Origin of the sequence: Bacillus sp. FSL M8-0071 (assembly GCF_037975455.1) — a bacterium.
GTDB classification, from domain to species: domain Bacteria; phylum Bacillota; class Bacilli; order Bacillales; family Bacillaceae; genus Bacillus; species Bacillus subtilis.
This window is the reverse complement of record NZ_CP150256.1, coordinates 3,289,447-3,305,635: the sequence shown is the minus strand read 5'-3', so window position 1 is coordinate 3,305,635 and position 16,189 is coordinate 3,289,447. Positions and strand designations below refer to the sequence as shown.

The following is a 16,189-nucleotide window of genomic DNA, read 5'->3' as shown; positions in this document are numbered from 1 at the left end:
GCGTTAGAGCGCCAGCTTTTTTTATATTAAGGGCGATGAAATGCGACAGTGCTGCCATCCCGGTCGAACCAGCCTCTGAAGGCCCAGTTGATCCAGCCGCCATCGCCTTTGTTTGTAAAGGTTCCGTCTTCAAATACCCAAATGCCATACGTAATGCCGTCGTAAACGGCTGAGCCGTAAAATTGCACACCGTTCAAATGATCTTCATATTCCTGGCTTAAATTAAAGACCATGACGTTATATTTTTGGCCGGACGCGTAGAAGGAAGACTCCATGAGGTTTTTCACAAAGCCATCCCTATTCTGTGCGGATTTGATGGCATCAGCAATCTGGTTGGCAATTCCAAGTACATCCAGGTTGACGTTTAAACCTACATCAGCGGCAGTTGTTCCAGCAGCAGTTGTCTGCGACATCTTCGGAGCAGGATTTTCTTCAGCGGAAGCAAAGGACAAAGGGGCAATTGTCAAAGCGGCACCAAGAGCAAGTGTCATTGGGATACGAATACGTTTCAAGTTGTTTCCTCCTTTGTTTTCATTTGGTTACACTACACGCATACCCTGCTCAATGTATTTGTAATCTCAATATTGTTAAAATAGGAAAAAAATAGTGTTTGAATTTGCCTGTGCTGTGAAAAAAGAAGCAAAAAGAGGGTCTTAAGCGTATTATTGGTATCGGCTGAGAGGAATGTGAGATAATATAGACGCTTACATTTCAGTGAAAGGGTGGATGTTCAAGTGCCAACAAGTTTAAAAGATACTGTAAAGTTACATAACGGAGTTGAAATGCCTTGGTTCGGTCTGGGTGTTTTTAAAGTAGAAAATGGTAATGAAGCGACTGAATCAGTGAAAGCGGCAATTAAAAATGGCTATCGCAGCATTGATACAGCAGCGATCTACAAAAATGAAGAAGGCGTTGGCATCGGGATTAAAGAATCAGGTGTGGCAAGAGAAGAGCTCTTCATCACATCAAAAGTGTGGAATGAAGATCAAGGCTATGAAACAACGCTTGCTGCCTTTGAAAAGAGTCTGGAAAGACTGCAGCTTGATTACTTAGATTTATATTTAATCCATTGGCCTGGCAAAGATAAATATAAAGATACATGGCGCGCGCTTGAAAAGCTGTACAAAGACGGCAAAATTCGCGCGATCGGCGTCAGCAACTTCCAAGTTCATCATTTAGAAGAGCTGTTGAAAGATGCTGAAATCAAACCGATGGTGAACCAAGTTGAGTTTCACCCTCGCTTGACGCAAAAAGAATTAAGAGATTACTGCAAAGCGCAAGGCATTCAGCTGGAAGCGTGGTCTCCGCTCATGCAGGGACAGCTTTTGGATAACGAAGTACTGACACAGATTGCTGAAAAACACAATAAATCTGTGGCTCAAGTGATTTTGCGCTGGGATCTGCAGCATGGAGTTGTAACCATTCCAAAATCCATTAAAGAACACCGTATCATCGAAAACGCTGATATTTTTGATTTCGAATTGTCTCAAGAAGACATGGACAAAATTGACGCATTAAATAAAGATGAGCGTGTCGGCCCAAATCCTGATGAGCTTCTGTTTTAATCAAAAAACTCCCCGTTATGGGGAGTTTTTTTAGTGCGTTTTTTTCTGTTGAATGAAAAACAGCATCAAAAAGGAAATGACAACAATACAGACGACCCACGCCCAAGCAAGGGTATTGTTGCCGGAATCCAATGCGACATATATCGCCGTCGGCAGTGTTTGCGTAACACCGGGGATGTTTCCTGCAAACATGAGTGTTGCGCCAAATTCTCCGAGCGCCCGCGCAAGGCTGAGGATGCTTCCGGTCAGTAACGAAGGATAGGCAAGCGGGACGGAGATATGGATAAACACTTTCCATCTGCTAGCGCCGTCTACCATTGCCGCACCTTGTATATCGGGATCAATGTCAGCAAATCCGGTTTTGGCTGATTGGTACATAAGCGGAAAGGCTACAACAGCCGAGGCGATCACAGCGGCCCACCAGGTGAAAATGACAGGCTGCTGGAAAATCCACTCGATGGCTTGTCCGATGAAGCTGTGCTTTCCGAAAATGACGATCAGAATAAAACCGACAACAGTAGGCGGAAGAACGAGCGGAAGCATAAAACATGTTTCGAGTGCCGTTTTTCCGAAAAATGATGCCCGTGACATCCATGCTCCAGCAAGTGTTCCGAGAATAATGACAACAATTCCGGCAACTGCCGCCACCTGAAAGGAAAGCACAACGGGTGTGAAAAATTCTGAAGCGCTTATGCTACTCGGCAGTAAAGCCATATTTCTCAAATACTTTCATTGCTTCATCAGATTGCAGGTATTCGTAAAATTCCTTCGCTTCCTTACGGTGTTTTGTATCTTTTACGATTCCTAACGGATAGACAATTGGGCTGTGTGTATCTGCTTTTGCCTCGTCAACAATGTTGACCTTTTTCGAGACTAGGGCATCTGTTTTATAAACAACACCTGCGTCTACATTGCCGGTTTCAACATAAGAAAGAACTTGGCGAACGTCTTTTCCATACACAATTTTATCCTTCACTTTGTCCCATAAAGACAGCTTTGTCAGTGATTCTTTCCCATAAGCTCCTGCCGGTACGGATTCCGGAGTGCCAAGAGCGATTTTTTCTGATTCAGCCAGATTGCTGAAGCTTGTCACAGGTGAATCTCCGTTTTTCGGTACGACCAGCACAATTTCATTACCGACTAATTCAGTGCTGTCTTTTTTTGCGATATCTCCATCATCCACCAGCTTTTTAAATTTATCCTCAGCAGCTGAGAAGAACAGATCTGCTCCTGCTCCTTGAGAAATCTGTTTTTGCAAGGCGCCGGATGAGCCATAGTTATCTTGGATGGTTATATTTTGATGATCTTTTTCATAATTTTTTTGGATTTCCTCAAGTGCATCCTGCGCGCTGGCGGCAGCTGAGATGGTTAACGTTACTTTTTTCTCGCTGTCCGTTGAAGACTGGTTTGAAGAACAGCCTGCTACAAGCAGAAAAGCAGTTAAGGCTGCGATGAAAATAGAATACTTCTTAAACATGATTGCACCCCTTATCATTAGATATAACTAATTATAACTGAATATGTTTGGTTTATGTGGGTTTTTTTACATTCGGCGAAAAGGTATAATAAAATAGGAGAGTGATGATGATGAATGAAACCTCTTCCTATACGATAGAAGAAGTTGCAGGTCTGCTGAAGGTATCAAAGCTGACCGTTTATGACTTGATTAAAAAAGGCGTGCTGCCTGCTTACCGTGTCGGAAGGCAGATGCGTGTGGATGAAGAAGATTTAAAGCAATATAAAACGAATATGAGAATGTCTCAGCCCATCGCTGCAAAAGAAGCGCCGAAACAGGTGCAGGAGGCTGAGCCGGACGGCAGACCAAATGTCATGATCAGCGGACAGGACATTTCGATGGATATCCTCAGCAAGCATTTGGAGAATGCCATTCAGGAGACGCCGCTCCGTAAATACAAAGGAAGCTTAAACAGCCTGATTGATATGTATCAAGGCAAGTGTGACATTGTCAGCCTCCATTTGTACGATGCAGAAACGGGCCAGTATAACGCGCCTTATGTAAAACGGATTTTGACAGGTGAACCGTTTTGTCTCATCAATGTCGTTCTCCGCAAAGCAGGACTGTATGTGCAAAAAGGGAATCCGAAAAACATTCAAGGCTGGAAAGACTTGAAAAGAGCCGATATCCGGATCATCAACAGGGAAAAGGGTTCTGGCGCAAGGGTGCTCCTTGATGAACAGCTTGGCTTGCTTGGTGTGAATCCGGCTGATGTAGTGGGATATGGCGATATCGTGACTGATCATTACGCTGTCGCTTCACAAGTTTCAAGCGGACAGGCTGACGCGGGAATCGGGGCGCAGCACGCGGCACATATGGGCAGTGTTGATTTTATCCCGCTCATCGACGAACAATATGATATTGTCGTTTTGAAAAAACATGAGCAGCTGCTTAAGGCCGTGAAGGAGATTTTGAATTCTGAGGAATACAAGGCTAATTTGTCTCAATTAAACGGCTATGAAACGAAGCTGACTGGCAAGGTGATATTGGAAACGTAAAAAATCCCTCTTGATAGAGGGATTTTTTTCATTCGGAAAACCTGAGCAGGTCACCATTTAAAATTTTATCAGAGAAAGACAGTTCTTCGTTTGCTTTCTCCTTATAAGGGAGGCACGCATCCTGATCTTCCAGCACTTCACCTGTTTTTTGGCTATAGCACGTGTTCTTTGTGTATATATAATCGTTCGTAATAAAGCTGCCGTTTCGCAGAACGGCGAATGGGGTGCGGTCGCCCGACAGCAAATCATTGCCGAATTGGATATCGCCTTTTGTCTCAACGCCGAGCAAATGCATCAGCGTCGGCCTGACGTCGACCTGTCCCCCGGCATCAGGGATGGTTTCCGGCTTTTGATCGGTGATTCCCGGGATATGTATGATAAACGGCACCCGCTGGAGCTGAACGTTGTCATACGGTGTGATTTCGTCTTTCCCTAAAAACTCAGCCATTGCCTCGTTATGGGCTTCAGAAATGCCGTAATGATCTCCCATAAATACGATCATCGAATTTTCGTATAAGCCTTCGTCTTTCAGTTTTTTGATAAAATGCTTCAATGCTTCATCCTCATAGCGAACCGTGGTCACATAGCGGTTTAACAGATCACTGCTTGAATCGAATTCATCTATCAGCTGATCCTTTTCATCAATCTCAAACGGAAAATGATTCGTTAACGTGATAAAACTGCTGTAGAACGGCTGTGGCAGGCTTTTCAGCTTTTCGGCGGACTGCTCTAAAAATTCTTTGTCTTTTAAGCCCCAGCTTGTCGATGTCCCGGGAGTGACATGAAAATCATCAACATCAAAAAAGCGGTCAATGCCAAACGTATCGTACATGACATCTCTGTTCCAAAATGTTTTATGGTTAGCATGAAAGACGGCTGAATAATAATCGTGCTGTTTCAGCGATTTATACATCGTATGAAATTGATGGTCGCTTTTCGTGAAAAAGACGGCGCCGCTAAGGGAAGGATACAGTGAGTTAGCGACGATAAATTCTGAATCTGATGTTTTTCCTTGTTCTGTTTGCTGATAGAAATGATCAAAGGAATAGCTTTTTTTTATGAGATCATTCATAAATGGGGTAATTTCTTTTCCATTTACTTTTTCATTCAGAACAAAGCTTTGGGTCGATTCAAGTGTTACAAAGATGACATTGCGCCCCTTTGCAAGACCGAATTTGCTTTGATCAGGCTTGCTGTAATCAGCCTCTGTGTAGTTTTTAATGGCAGTTATACTGTCTTCATCGGCAAAAGCTTTCGCGCTGATATTAACAGTCTGAGAAATTGTATCGTAAATATGGAACTGAAACAGACCGATGCTTTTGACTAGCATTTCCCGGTCAAAAGAATGTGCCAAAAGCTTCGGCTGCTGTACTTCTGCAAGTGCCAGTGTGCATAAAAGCATGCCGCAGGAAGCTGCATAGTACCGTTTGATCGTGCGGGGAGCGGCTTTTGTCTGTGGGTGTTTGGTTTTTCTGGCGAACAGCAGCAGAAAAACCAAATCCACAAACAGGGCGATAAACAGAGGATGGAACAGTTCTTTTACACTGCTGCCCATATCGCTCATGTTGCTGGCCTGAAATAAAACCGGGATGGTAATAAAATCGATATAAAAGCCGTAAAAAATCGTATTAGAGATCAAGATAACAGTCAGAACCAAATTGGCGATCAGCAAAAAGGCCCGCTGCTTGTTTTCTTTTAGAAACAGGCCGATCCCGAATAAAGGAAGAATAAAGCTGAGCGGGTTGACCAGCAGCATTAGCTCCTCCAACAGAGTATCGATTTGCAAATCAAAGCCGAGTTTATATATCACATACGTTTTGATCCACATAAATAAGATCGAAAAACATAAAAACCGCTGATTGTGAAAAAAGGTTCCTTTCATCAATATGACTCCTCGCGTTTTCTTGATCATCTGCATGAAATGCTTCTTAAGTAAAACCTACTAAAAACAGCCGGTTCAGACAAGTCTCAGCACTCATGTTTAAAACATGCGCCCATGAAACAGCATATAAAAGTAGTAACATGAAGCAAGGGTCAGGCCAGCTAGCACGAGCTGCTCAGAAAAACTGCCTGTCTTCATATATAATGGAAGCCGAACGCGGATCGTTGAAGGGAATAATAATTTGATTCCGTTCACCGTCCAAGCGTCAAGAATCAAGTGGCTTGCCATTCCGATCATCAGGCCGGCTGATATGTTTTTATCTGGAATGTATGTAGAAGTGATAAAAAACATGATGAGCATAAACAGCAAGCTGTGTGTAAATGTACGATGGCCAAAAACGGAGCTGACCACTTTCGATAAAATAGGAAATTTTCTCCCGATTTTGCTTTGTGTGTGGCAGATATCGGGTATTAATGCTCCAACCGCGCCTGACGCAGCCATAAGCACTGGATCAAATCCATAATAATAAGCCGCTGCCGTACAAGAAGCGATGCCTCCCATGATGTGTGTTTTTCCTGTCATTTGCCGCTTCTCCTTTTATCTTTTGCAAAAAATCTCTGAATTACAAATATATCAAGAGAATGTATGTTTGATCAACAGGACTTTGGACGATAAAAAATATCCCGCATAATTTTTCATAAAAGAGGCATCTTAAACATGTACCTATTTTTTAAAAGAGGTGATACGAATGGGTTTCTTTAATAAAGATAAAGGAAAACGTTCCGAAAAAGAAAAAAACGTAATCCAAGGAGCTCTTGAAGATGCTGGTTCAGCTCTAAAAGATGATCCGCTTCAAGAAGCTGTGCAAAAAAAGAAAAATAATCGATAATCACATGCGGATAGGGCTTGGCTCTATCCGTATTTTCCATCTGTTCCCTTTGACAGATCATCCTTTCTTTGATAACCTTCTGGGAGTAACTGAATAATTAAATCCTCACTCTTTCTCAGTGAGGTAGAGGTTGCGCGGATGATAAGTCACACATGCCAGGCTGACAGGGGCTGTTAAACATGTGTAAAAGGCATCAGCGCCGAAGTGTGGAGAAAGCCGATCCTTCTCTATGCTGGGACTGTATCTGAATAAGTGCAGGACTGCCGCGTGCTTTTTCGCGGAGGGCTATCCGGAGATCAAGGGTGTGTGTTTCTTTAAGCATGGACTTTTGTTCAGGCTTTTTTTGCGTTTATATGATCTCGGGGTCTGGTCCGTACAAAGAATCATGGAGGTACTGGAATGGAACAGACAAAAAAATGGGGTTTTTGGTTATTAACGGCGTTTGTCGTTGGAAATATGGTTGGATCAGGAATTTTCTCCTTGCCGAGCTCGCTTGCTTCAATTGCGAGTCCGTTTGGAGCTACGTCCGCCTGGCTTTTGACAGGTGCCGGCGTGCTGATGATTGCACTTGTGTTCGGACACTTGTCCATTCGCAAGCCTGAACTGACAGCGGGACCGCAAAGTTATGCAAGAGCGCTGTTTTCTGACCCGAAAAAAGGCAACGCTGCCGGTTTCACAATGGTGTGGGGCTACTGGGTGGCGAGCTGGATCAGTAACGTGGCGATCATCACAAGTCTCGCCGGTTACTTGACTTCGTTCTTCCCGATCTTGGTTGATAAACGTGAGATGTTTTCGATCGGCGGGCAAGAGGTGACACTCGGCCAATTACTGACGTTTGCCGTATGTACGATCTTGTTATGGGGAACGCACGCGATTCTTGTTGCCAGCATTAACGGCGCAAGTAAACTAAACTTTGTCACAACGCTTTCTAAAGTATTAGGTTTTGTCTTCTTTATCGTTGCCGGTTTGTTTGTGTTTCAAACGGCATTATTCGGTCATTTTTATTTCCCGGTTCAAGGAGAAAACGGCACAAGCATTGGAATTGGCGGCCAGGTTCATAACGCCGCGATTTCTACACTGTGGGCGTTTGTCGGAATTGAATCCGCGGTGATCCTGTCCGGCCGTGCGCGCTCTCAGCGTGATGTGAAACGTGCGACAATTACCGGCTTGCTGATTGCCTTGAGCATATATATTATTGTGACTTTAATTACGATGGGTGTTCTGCCGCATGATAAGCTTGTCGGCTCTGAAAAACCATTTGTTGATGTACTCTATGCGATTGTTGGAAACGCGGGAAGCGTGATTATGGCGCTTTTGGCTATCCTTTGTTTATTCGGAACGATGCTCGGCTGGATTTTGCTCGGCTCTGAGGTGCCATACCAAGCCGCTAAAGCAGGAGATTTTCCGGCATTTTTTGCAAAAACAAATAAAAAGGGAAGTCCGGTCATTGCACTCATTATTACAAACGTCATGTCACAGGTCTTCATTTTCTCGGTTATTTCCCGGACAATAAGTGACGCATTTACATTTTTAACGACAGCAGCTACACTCGCATATTTAATTCCGTATCTAGTATCTGCAATCTACAGCTTGAAGGTAGTCATCAAAGGTGAAACGTATGACCAGCTGAAAGGCTCCCGTGTAAGAGACGGATTGATCGCGATACTGGCGTGTGCATACTCCGTGTTTGTTATCGTAACAGGCACAGCAGATTTAACGACATTTATCCTCGGCATCGGTTTATTCTTTGTCGGCTTAATCGTTTATCCATTTGTGAGTAAAAAGTTCCAGAAAGAAAAACAAGCATAATGAAAAGACACCTGATTTGCTCAGGTGTCTTTTTTATAAAATCACAATTTCTCCTGTTAGGAATCCGTTCGTTAAATATGCAAAAAACGTTTTTCAGTCTCTCCAGCATAAAAAAACTGATCGTGATGAGGATGCAGCTTAATATGAATGGCTCAAAGAAAATATCCGATATGATTCAAATTGAGCCGTTCCTTATAAATAAGCAAAAGAGCCGCGGGCAGGCGGCTCTTTTGTTTATTTAGTCAAGCTTTCCGTAATAAACTCCAGTTGTCCTTCTAATGAAATCGGGTCAGAGAAATAGAAACCGATCGGATCCATCTTGTAGACATGGCCATTTTTAACGGCATTCAGGTTCTTCCAAATGGAGCTTTCAAAAACGCCGCCATCATCACCGCCTGATTGCCATGGGCCCGCGAAAATGTAATCTCCGGCGAAGTCAGGGAGCTTCTCTAATGAAATACTTGTATAACCTGGCCCCTGGTCAATGGCTTTTTCTTTTGTCAGCTTTGTAGCCTGCAGGCCGAGGTCTTTGTAAATGATGCTTCCGCCTCTTCCAAAGTCTTTACCAAATACGTAAATGTCTTTTCCGTTCGTTTGCATAATGGAAATGGTTTTGTCACCGACCGCTTTTTTGATTTTTGTTTTAGCGGCCGCAACTTTTTTATCCCACTTGGCCAGCCATTTTTCAGCTTTATCTTCAGTTCCCGTCATTTTTGCAAATTCTTTCAGTTGTTCGATGTTGTCGAGCTTATCGTATTTTACTGCGACAGTCGGCGCAATTTTTTCAAGCTTTTTAATATCAGCGCCCTGTGTTGTCCAGACGATAATCAGGTCAGGGTTCAAATCAATGACCTTTTCAACCGAAGTGCCGTCTCCGATGTTTTCAACGCCATCGGTTTTTCCTTTGTAGTAAGGGTTTTTAAATACATTCTCAGGCGCACCGACAACGTTGATGCCGAGTGTTTTGAAGTAGCCGTAATAGCTGTCTGCCATGACAACCACCCGTTTAGGATGCTTCGGGATTTTTACACTTCCGTTTTCAGCCTTGTATGTAAAGGTTTCTGCGCCTTTTGAATCAGAGGCAGAACCTTTGCTTTCTGAGTTATTCCCGCAGGCTGCCAGCGCTGCAATCAATAACAGGGCAAAAAACGCGGCTCCGAGTTTCTTGTATATATGGGTCATATCTCATACCTTCTTTCTAAAAAAATAGATGAAAAAGAGAATCATTATCATCTGTGATTATACCACTGCAAGTGCCGGTTGACACGATATTTTTGCAAATGCATTTTCATTTTTGTTCAAAACACTCTATTAAATCAGCTGAAAAAAGTGATATACTGAAACAGCAATTGATAATCATTATCAGTAAGAAAGGAAGTACGGCAGTTGAGTCAACATAAAAATATACAGACTGCATCAGAAGAAATCCAATGGACGTCAAGGACATATGGCGCGGTCATCGTCCTTATTGCAGGTCTATGCCTGCTTTGCCTTGGCGCATTTTTATCCATATCTCTCGGTGCAGCGGATATTCATTTGCGCACTGTATGGGACGCCATTTTTCATTATCAGCCGACAAAGACATCTCACCAAATTATACATGATCTTCGGCTGCCGAGAACGGCGGCTGCCGCGCTTGTAGGCGCATTGTTGGCAGTGTCGGGAGCAATCATGCAGGGGATGACGAGAAACCCTTTGGCAGAGCCTTCGATTATGGGTGTGACTTCAGGCTCTGCGTTTGCGGTTTCGATTGCGTTTGCCTTTTTTCCCGGGCTTTCTGCAATGGGGCTTGTGCTATGGTCCTTTGCGGGAGCGGGGCTGGGGGCATCGACGGTAATGGGCATAGGCATGTTTTCAAGGGGCGGACTTACGCCTGTAAAGCTTGCTCTGGCGGGTACGGCAGTTACTTATTTCTTTACCGGCATTTCAACTGCCATTGCAATCCGCTTTGATGTCGCTCAGGATATCAGCTTTTGGTACGCAGGCGGGGTAGCGGGTGTGAAATGGTCGGGGGTCCAGCTTTTGCTTATTGCAGGGGCTGTCGGTTTAACGCTCGCGTTTTTCATCGCCCGGTCTGTTACAGTGTTAAGTCTCGGTGACGATCTGGCAAAAGGGCTTGGACAATATACATCAGCGGTGAAACTGGTTGGCATGCTTATTGTAGTAATTCTGACCGGAGCTGCGGTTTCCATTGCCGGCACCATTGCATTTATCGGGCTGATCATTCCGCATATTACCCGTTTTTTGGTCGGTGTGGATTATCGGTGGATCATTCCTTGCTCGGCGGTGCTCGGTGCTGTTTTGCTTGTTTTTGCTGACATAGCGGCCAGACTCGTAAATGCGCCCTTTGAAACGCCTGTCGGCGCGCTGACTTCTCTTATCGGCGTTCCCTTTTTCTTTTATTTGGCACGTCGTGAAAGGAGAGGGCTGTAATGAAAACAAAAACAAACAAACCGCTCATTGTAATGGCTGTGACCTTTTTGCTTATCGTGGTGGTCTTTTTTATCAGTCTCAATTTGGGCGTTATCAAAATTGCACCGCTTAAAACGCTTCAGGTCTTTTTCGGCCAAGGAACGGCGCGTGATGAACTTGTCTTATTTGAGTTCAGGCTGCCCCGGATCATCCTTTCTTTGCTTGTTGGAGCAGGGATCTCCGTAGCTGGAGCCATTTTGCAAAGCGTGTCTCAAAATGAACTTGCCGAGCCTGGTATTCTCGGAATTAACGCCGGCGGTTCACTTGCTGTAGTGCTTTTTATATACTTTTTTCAAGGGTCAGCTTCAGATCTCAGCTTTTTCGGAACATTTATGCTGCCGTTCAGTGCTTTGGCAGGAGCAATCCTCGCTGCGTTTCTCATTTATATTCTGGCATGGAAAAAAGGCGTGACACCGATTCGGCTGATTTTAGTCGGCATAGGGGTGAATGCCGGGTTCAACGCCCTGTTGCTGATTTTTCAGCTTAAGATGGACCCTCATGATTTTATGCAAGCCGCGGTTTGGATATCCGGCTCAATATGGGGGGCGAACTGGAATATGATCTGGGCGATTCTCCCTTGGATTGTGATCTTGCTTCTGTTTACTTTATATAAGGCACGCTATTTGAACATTATGCAGCTCGGAGACCAATTGGCGACCGGGCTGGGCACCGCTGTTGAAAAGGAAAGACGGATTCTTCTTCTGGCAGCGGTCACTCTTGCCGCTTCATGCGTGGCAGCTGCGGGGGGCATTGCGTTTCTCGGATTGATCGCGCCGCATGTGGCTAGAAGGCTGACCGGTCCACGTCACCAGACGCTGATACCGGTCTCCGCCTTCATCGGCTCATTCCTGTTTTTGCTTGCTGATACGCTGTCGAGAAATGTATTGGCACCATCAGAAATTCCGGTCGGACTTGTCATTTCCGTGCTAGGTGCGCCTTACTTTATTTATTTATTGATGAAAGCGAATTAGAGGAGGGGGCCGAATATGAATTCATTATCAACGGAACAGCTTGGAATCGGTTATGGCGACAGGGCGATTGTAGAGGATTTAAATATATCGATTCCTAAAGGGAAAATTACCACCTTAATTGGCCCGAACGGCTGCGGGAAATCAACGATTTTAAAAACAATGTCCAGAATTATGCGTTCACATGCAGGTGCCGTCTATTTAAACGGCAAAGCGATTCATAAAATGTCTACAAAGGACATTGCAAAAGATATGGCGATTCTTCCACAGACACCTGAAGCGCCGAGCGGCCTAACAGTGCACGAATTGGTGTCGTACGGCAGGTTTCCGCATCAATCAGGATTCGGCAGATTAAATGACGAAGACCGACGGATTATCAAATGGGCGCTTGAAGAAACAGGCATGGCTGAATATGCTGAACGGCCGATTGAGGCATTGTCAGGCGGACAGCGTCAACGCGTGTGGATTGCCATGGCGCTTGCGCAAGGGACGGAACTGCTTCTGCTGGATGAACCTACAACGTATCTTGATCTTGCACATCAGCTTGAAATTCTGCAGCTGCTTGACAGACTCAACAAAGAGCAAGGGCGGACGATTTTAATGGTCATTCATGATCTTAACCATGCAGCTCGTTTTTCTCATTATATGATCGCGCTCAAAAAAGGCACGGTCATCAAGGAAGGAACTGCTCTGGAGGTCATGACACCAGACATTTTGAAGCAGGTATTTCAGATTGATGCCGAAATCGTGACTGATCCCCGTACAAATAAACCTGTATGCTTGACATATGACTTGATTAAAAATGAAAAAGAGCTAGTTACTGTATGAAAAAATCCCGGTTTGAAGCCGGGATTTTTTTTATTCGGCTTTGAAAATACAATTTTTCTATTTGATTCCGTCATTTCAATAAAAGGATTGCAAGTCTTTTTGAATTAATAGATAATATTGGTTAGAATGTTTCGAAAATATTACATAGTTTACAGAAAGAGGAGATCGTTGTGTCCAAGAAGAAAAAATGGCTTATTGGCGGTGCGATATGTGCCGGTGTGCTTGTATTGGCTGGGATCGGCGCTGGCGGTTTTTACTTTTTTACTCACATGAACCAAGTTGCCGTATCATCGGAGCCCTATGCTGAATCGGTCGCGGTATACATGGGAGGAGATTCAGAATCAGGCCAAACGTTTTCTGGAAAGGTTGAACCTGAGAAACAGCAGAAAGTATACATAGATTCAGAAAAAGGCAGCATTAAAAAAACATACGTCAAAGAAGGCGATCAGGTTAAAAAGGGCGATAAGCTTTTTGAGTATGAGGGCGAGGATCATTCTGATGAAGTGGAGCAAGCCAATTTGCAAATTGAAATGACAAATCTGCAAATCAACCGTTTGCAAAAATCAATAACGGAAACGGAAAAGAAGCTGAAAGTTGCAGGGAAAGAAGAGAAAACCCAGCTTCAAGATGAACTTGACCAAGCCAATTTCGATTTGAAAACAAGCCAGCTTGAACTGAAGCAGCATCAAAAAGAACTGGCTGGCCTGACGAAAAACAAAGGTTCCAATGTCATTACAAGCAAGCATGACGGAATCGTTCAAAGCGTCAATCAGGATATCGCTGACGGTGCAACAGGCGACCAGGCAGCAGGCCCGTATATCCAGATTGTTTCGACAGGCAAATATCTGGTCAAAAGCCAAATCAATGAGCTGTTAATGGACACGATCAAAAAAGGCAGCAAAGTCAGGGTCACGCTGAAAACAGGCGGTGAGGGCGAGTGGAAAGGAAAGGTCACCTCGATCGGCAAGCTTCCAGCGGGAGCAGGCGAGGGTGAAGAATCAGAAAGCTTTGCTGATGAAGAAATGAATCCCCAGTCCTCTAACTATCCTTTCACCATTTTATTAGACAGCCATAAAGGTCTTGAAGTCGGCTATCATGTCAACATCGAAGTGATGAGTGATAATGCTGATGCGGACACGATCAAGCTGCCGTCCGACATGGTCATTCAGGATGACGGCGAACCGTACGTATGGAAAGCTGATGAGAATCAGAAAGCGGTTAAGCAGCCTGTTGAAATCGGAGAGACTGATGAAAATGACATGGTGGAAATTAAGAGCGGCCTGACGCCGGAAGATTATGTGATCTATCCTGATCCCGCGGTCAAGGAAGGAAAGCAGGTTACAGTCAATGCTGACACTGAATAATATTTCGAAGTCGTACAAGCTGGGAAAAGAAGAAGTTCCAATCTTGAAACATATCAATCTGACTGTTCAGGCGGGGGAGTTTTTAGCTATTATGGGGCCTTCCGGTTCTGGAAAGTCAACGTTAATGAATATTATCGGCTGTTTGGACAGGCCAACCTCAGGAACCTATACGCTTGACCAGATCGATATATTGAAAGGGAAAGACGGGGCTTTAGCTGAAATTCGCAATGAATCAATCGGGTTTGTATTTCAAACTTTTCATTTGCTGCCGCGTCTCACCGCGCTGCAAAATGTCGAGCTGCCGATGATCTACAATAAAGTGAAGAAAAAAGAGAGAAGGCAACGGGCATATGAAGCGCTGGAAAAAGTCGGATTAAAAGACAGGGTCTCCTACAAACCGCCTAAGCTGTCCGGCGGCCAAAAGCAGCGGGTGGCGATAGCGAGGGCCCTTGTCAATCAGCCGAGGTTTATTTTAGCTGATGAACCGACCGGGGCGCTTGATACCAAATCAAGTGAACAAATTTTGTCACTGTTTTCTGAACTGCATCGGGAAGGCAAGACCATTATTATGATAACCCACGACCCGGACGTCGCCAAAAAAGCTGACAGAACCGTTTTTATCAGAGACGGAGAGCTGGTATTAGATGAGAGAGGGGATATCAGCCATGCTTGAACATATTCGAATCTCCTTTCAATCCATTTTCTCTCATAAATTAAGATCCATTCTGACAATGCTCGGCGTGATTATCGGCATAGCGGCAATCATCGCGATTGTTTCAATGCTGAAGGGCCAAAGTGAGCAATTAAAGCAAAGTATGATCGGCATGGGAAACAACGCGATCAACGTTGTCTACCAGCCGTCTGGCGGAGAAGAGGAGAGCGGCGGCCCTCAGGTGTCGTATGCGTCCGCGCCGCCTGTAGCGGAAGAAACAGTAAAGGCGATCAAATCAGATCCGATGGTCAAAGGATTATCCTTATATTACTTGTCAGAAGGCGCGAGCGTTTTTCATTTAACAAACGTTTCGTATCCCCAAGTGTATGGAGTGGACGATGATTACTTCGACATGTTTCCAATCCGAATAACCGAAGGGAGAAAGCTAACGGAAAACGATTTAAACAGCACACACCAAGTAGTGATGATCAATGAAGCTGTCAGAGATGAACTGTTTCCAGACGGAGAAGCTCTGCATAAAAACATTGAGATGAATGGTGTGCCGTTTAAGGTCATCGGTGTTTTTAAAGAAAAAAATCAACAGGAAAGCATGTTTGAAGGCGACTATGCGAACCCGGTTTTGTACGTGCCGAAAAAAGTGTGGCCGCTTATTGAAGGATTTGACGCGCCGACGCAGATTGCCGTGCAGGCTGATTCTTCTGAGCATATCCAAGAAGCGGGTGTAATGGCTGCAGATCTTTTAAATCAGGGACTGTCAGAAGCTGAGCTGGAAAAAGCAGAGTACAGTGTAATGGATCTTCAGGAGATCGCGCAGGAAGTGGAGTCCTTTAATCAGTCATTTGCATTGCTGCTTGGCGGAATCGCCAGTATTTCACTTTTGGTGGGCGGTATCGGCGTCATGAACATTATGCTCGTTTCCGTAACGGAGCGCACGAGGGAAATCGGAATTAAGAAAGCGCTCGGTGCTAAGCGGCGTGTGATTTTATTTCAATTTTTAACCGAGGCTGTCGTGCTGACAAGCATTGGCGGAATACTCGGTGTGCTGGCGGGCTTCGGCATCGCCAAGCTGCTGACGGTCATTTTTCCGATGCCTTTTATCGTCTCCATTCCAGCTGTTGTCGGAGCACTCATCTTTTCAATGGCAGTCGGCATTATCTTCGGCTTGCTTCCGTCTATCAAGGCTTCGAAGCTTCAGCCTGTAGACGCGCTTCGCTATGAATAAAAA

General features: G+C 44.6%; 16 protein-coding genes and 1 riboswitch. Of the genes, 10 read left to right on the top strand and 6 right to left on the bottom strand.

Annotated elements, in window-relative coordinates; all coding sequences use genetic code 11:
- Positions 1-26: 26 nt before the first annotated feature.
- Positions 27-512 carry a stress response protein YvgO gene (gene yvgO, locus MKX71_RS17190; RefSeq protein ID WP_014480858.1) on the bottom strand — a complete coding sequence of 162 codons (486 nt, stop codon included), beginning with the start codon at positions 510-512 and terminating at the stop codon, positions 27-29.
- A 222-nt stretch (positions 513-734) separates the two neighbouring features.
- Here yvgO and pgoN point away from each other — a divergent pair, with 222 nt between their 5' ends.
- On the top strand, positions 735-1,565 hold the full coding sequence (gene pgoN, locus MKX71_RS17185; protein WP_029318405.1) for a glyoxal/methylglyoxal reductase: 831 nt from the start codon (positions 735-737) through the stop codon (positions 1,563-1,565).
- A gap of 30 nt (positions 1,566-1,595) precedes the next feature.
- Here the strand turns inward: pgoN and modB are convergent, their stop codons facing one another.
- Positions 1,596-2,288, bottom strand: a complete 693-nt coding sequence (gene modB / locus MKX71_RS17180; RefSeq protein ID WP_014906541.1) for a molybdate ABC transporter permease subunit — start codon at positions 2,286-2,288, stop codon at positions 1,596-1,598.
- Entirely contained in the window at positions 2,260-3,042 is a 783-nt protein-coding gene (gene modA, locus MKX71_RS17175; protein ID WP_015251237.1) for a molybdate ABC transporter substrate-binding protein, read from the bottom strand. Before modA ends, modB begins: the two co-directional genes overlap by 29 nt.
- A 110-nt stretch (positions 3,043-3,152) precedes the next feature.
- Here modA and MKX71_RS17170 point away from each other — a divergent pair, with 110 nt between their 5' ends.
- Positions 3,153-4,079: a substrate-binding domain-containing protein gene (locus MKX71_RS17170; RefSeq protein WP_043858963.1), complete on the top strand. Its 927-nt coding sequence runs from the start codon at positions 3,153-3,155 to the stop codon at positions 4,077-4,079.
- A gap of 28 nt (positions 4,080-4,107) precedes the next feature.
- On the opposite strand, the gene MKX71_RS17165 is transcribed toward MKX71_RS17170, so the two are convergent.
- Together MKX71_RS17165 and MKX71_RS17160 are read right to left on the bottom strand one after the other, a co-directional pair.
- Positions 4,108-5,961, bottom strand: a complete 1,854-nt coding sequence (locus tag MKX71_RS17165; RefSeq protein ID WP_038429615.1) for an LTA synthase family protein — start codon at positions 5,959-5,961, stop codon at positions 4,108-4,110.
- Between the two features lie 99 nt (positions 5,962-6,060).
- Entirely contained in the window at positions 6,061-6,543 is a 483-nt protein-coding gene (locus MKX71_RS17160) for a metal-dependent hydrolase (protein ID WP_003228444.1), read from the bottom strand.
- 166 nt (positions 6,544-6,709) lie between these two features.
- Here MKX71_RS17160 and sspJ point away from each other — a divergent pair, with 166 nt between their 5' ends.
- Both sspJ and MKX71_RS17150 read left to right on the top strand, forming a co-directional pair.
- Positions 6,710-6,850: a small acid-soluble spore protein SspJ gene (sspJ, locus tag MKX71_RS17155; RefSeq protein ID WP_003221612.1), complete on the top strand. Its 141-nt coding sequence runs from the start codon at positions 6,710-6,712 to the stop codon at positions 6,848-6,850.
- 116 nt (positions 6,851-6,966) lie between these two features.
- Positions 6,967-7,146: riboswitch (Lysine riboswitch) on the top strand.
- A gap of 103 nt (positions 7,147-7,249) precedes the next feature.
- Positions 7,250-8,659: an amino acid permease gene (locus MKX71_RS17150; RefSeq protein WP_003228445.1), complete on the top strand. Its 1,410-nt coding sequence runs from the start codon at positions 7,250-7,252 to the stop codon at positions 8,657-8,659.
- Between the two features lie 234 nt (positions 8,660-8,893).
- Here the strand turns inward: MKX71_RS17150 and MKX71_RS17145 are convergent, their stop codons facing one another.
- On the bottom strand, positions 8,894-9,841 hold the full coding sequence (locus MKX71_RS17145) for an iron-hydroxamate ABC transporter substrate-binding protein (RefSeq protein WP_339231378.1): 948 nt from the start codon (positions 9,839-9,841) through the stop codon (positions 8,894-8,896).
- Positions 9,842-10,045: 204 nt separating this feature from the next.
- On the opposite strand from MKX71_RS17145, the gene MKX71_RS17140 reads away from it, so the two are divergent.
- The 6 genes from MKX71_RS17140 to MKX71_RS17115 all read left to right on the top strand — a co-directional run bounded on the left by MKX71_RS17140 (position 10,046) and on the right by MKX71_RS17115 (position 16,186).
- Positions 10,046-11,092 (top strand): iron ABC transporter permease, encoded by a 1,047-nt coding sequence (locus MKX71_RS17140; protein ID WP_169072850.1) that lies wholly within the window; start codon positions 10,046-10,048, stop codon positions 11,090-11,092.
- Positions 11,092-12,102, top strand: a complete 1,011-nt coding sequence (locus MKX71_RS17135) for an iron ABC transporter permease (RefSeq protein ID WP_181217437.1) — start codon at positions 11,092-11,094, stop codon at positions 12,100-12,102. The genes MKX71_RS17140 and MKX71_RS17135 overlap by 1 nt, the downstream gene beginning before the upstream one ends.
- A gap of 15 nt (positions 12,103-12,117) precedes the next feature.
- Positions 12,118-12,927 (top strand): ABC transporter ATP-binding protein, encoded by an 810-nt coding sequence (locus tag MKX71_RS17130; RefSeq protein ID WP_038429611.1) that lies wholly within the window; start codon positions 12,118-12,120, stop codon positions 12,925-12,927.
- A gap of 170 nt (positions 12,928-13,097) precedes the next feature.
- A complete protein-coding gene (locus tag MKX71_RS17125; RefSeq protein WP_015251242.1) occupies positions 13,098-14,291 on the top strand; it encodes an efflux RND transporter periplasmic adaptor subunit in 1,194 nt (397 codons plus the stop codon).
- The gene (locus MKX71_RS17120; protein ID WP_014480848.1) at positions 14,275-14,964 is read left to right on the top strand and encodes an ABC transporter ATP-binding protein; all 690 of its coding nucleotides are present in this window, start codon (positions 14,275-14,277) and stop codon (positions 14,962-14,964) included. The genes MKX71_RS17125 and MKX71_RS17120 overlap by 17 nt, the downstream gene beginning before the upstream one ends.
- Positions 14,957-16,186, top strand: coding sequence for an ABC transporter permease (locus MKX71_RS17115; protein WP_213377084.1), 1,230 nt, complete (start codon positions 14,957-14,959; stop codon positions 16,184-16,186). Before MKX71_RS17120 ends, MKX71_RS17115 begins: the two co-directional genes overlap by 8 nt.
- Positions 16,187-16,189 lie beyond the last annotated feature (3 nt).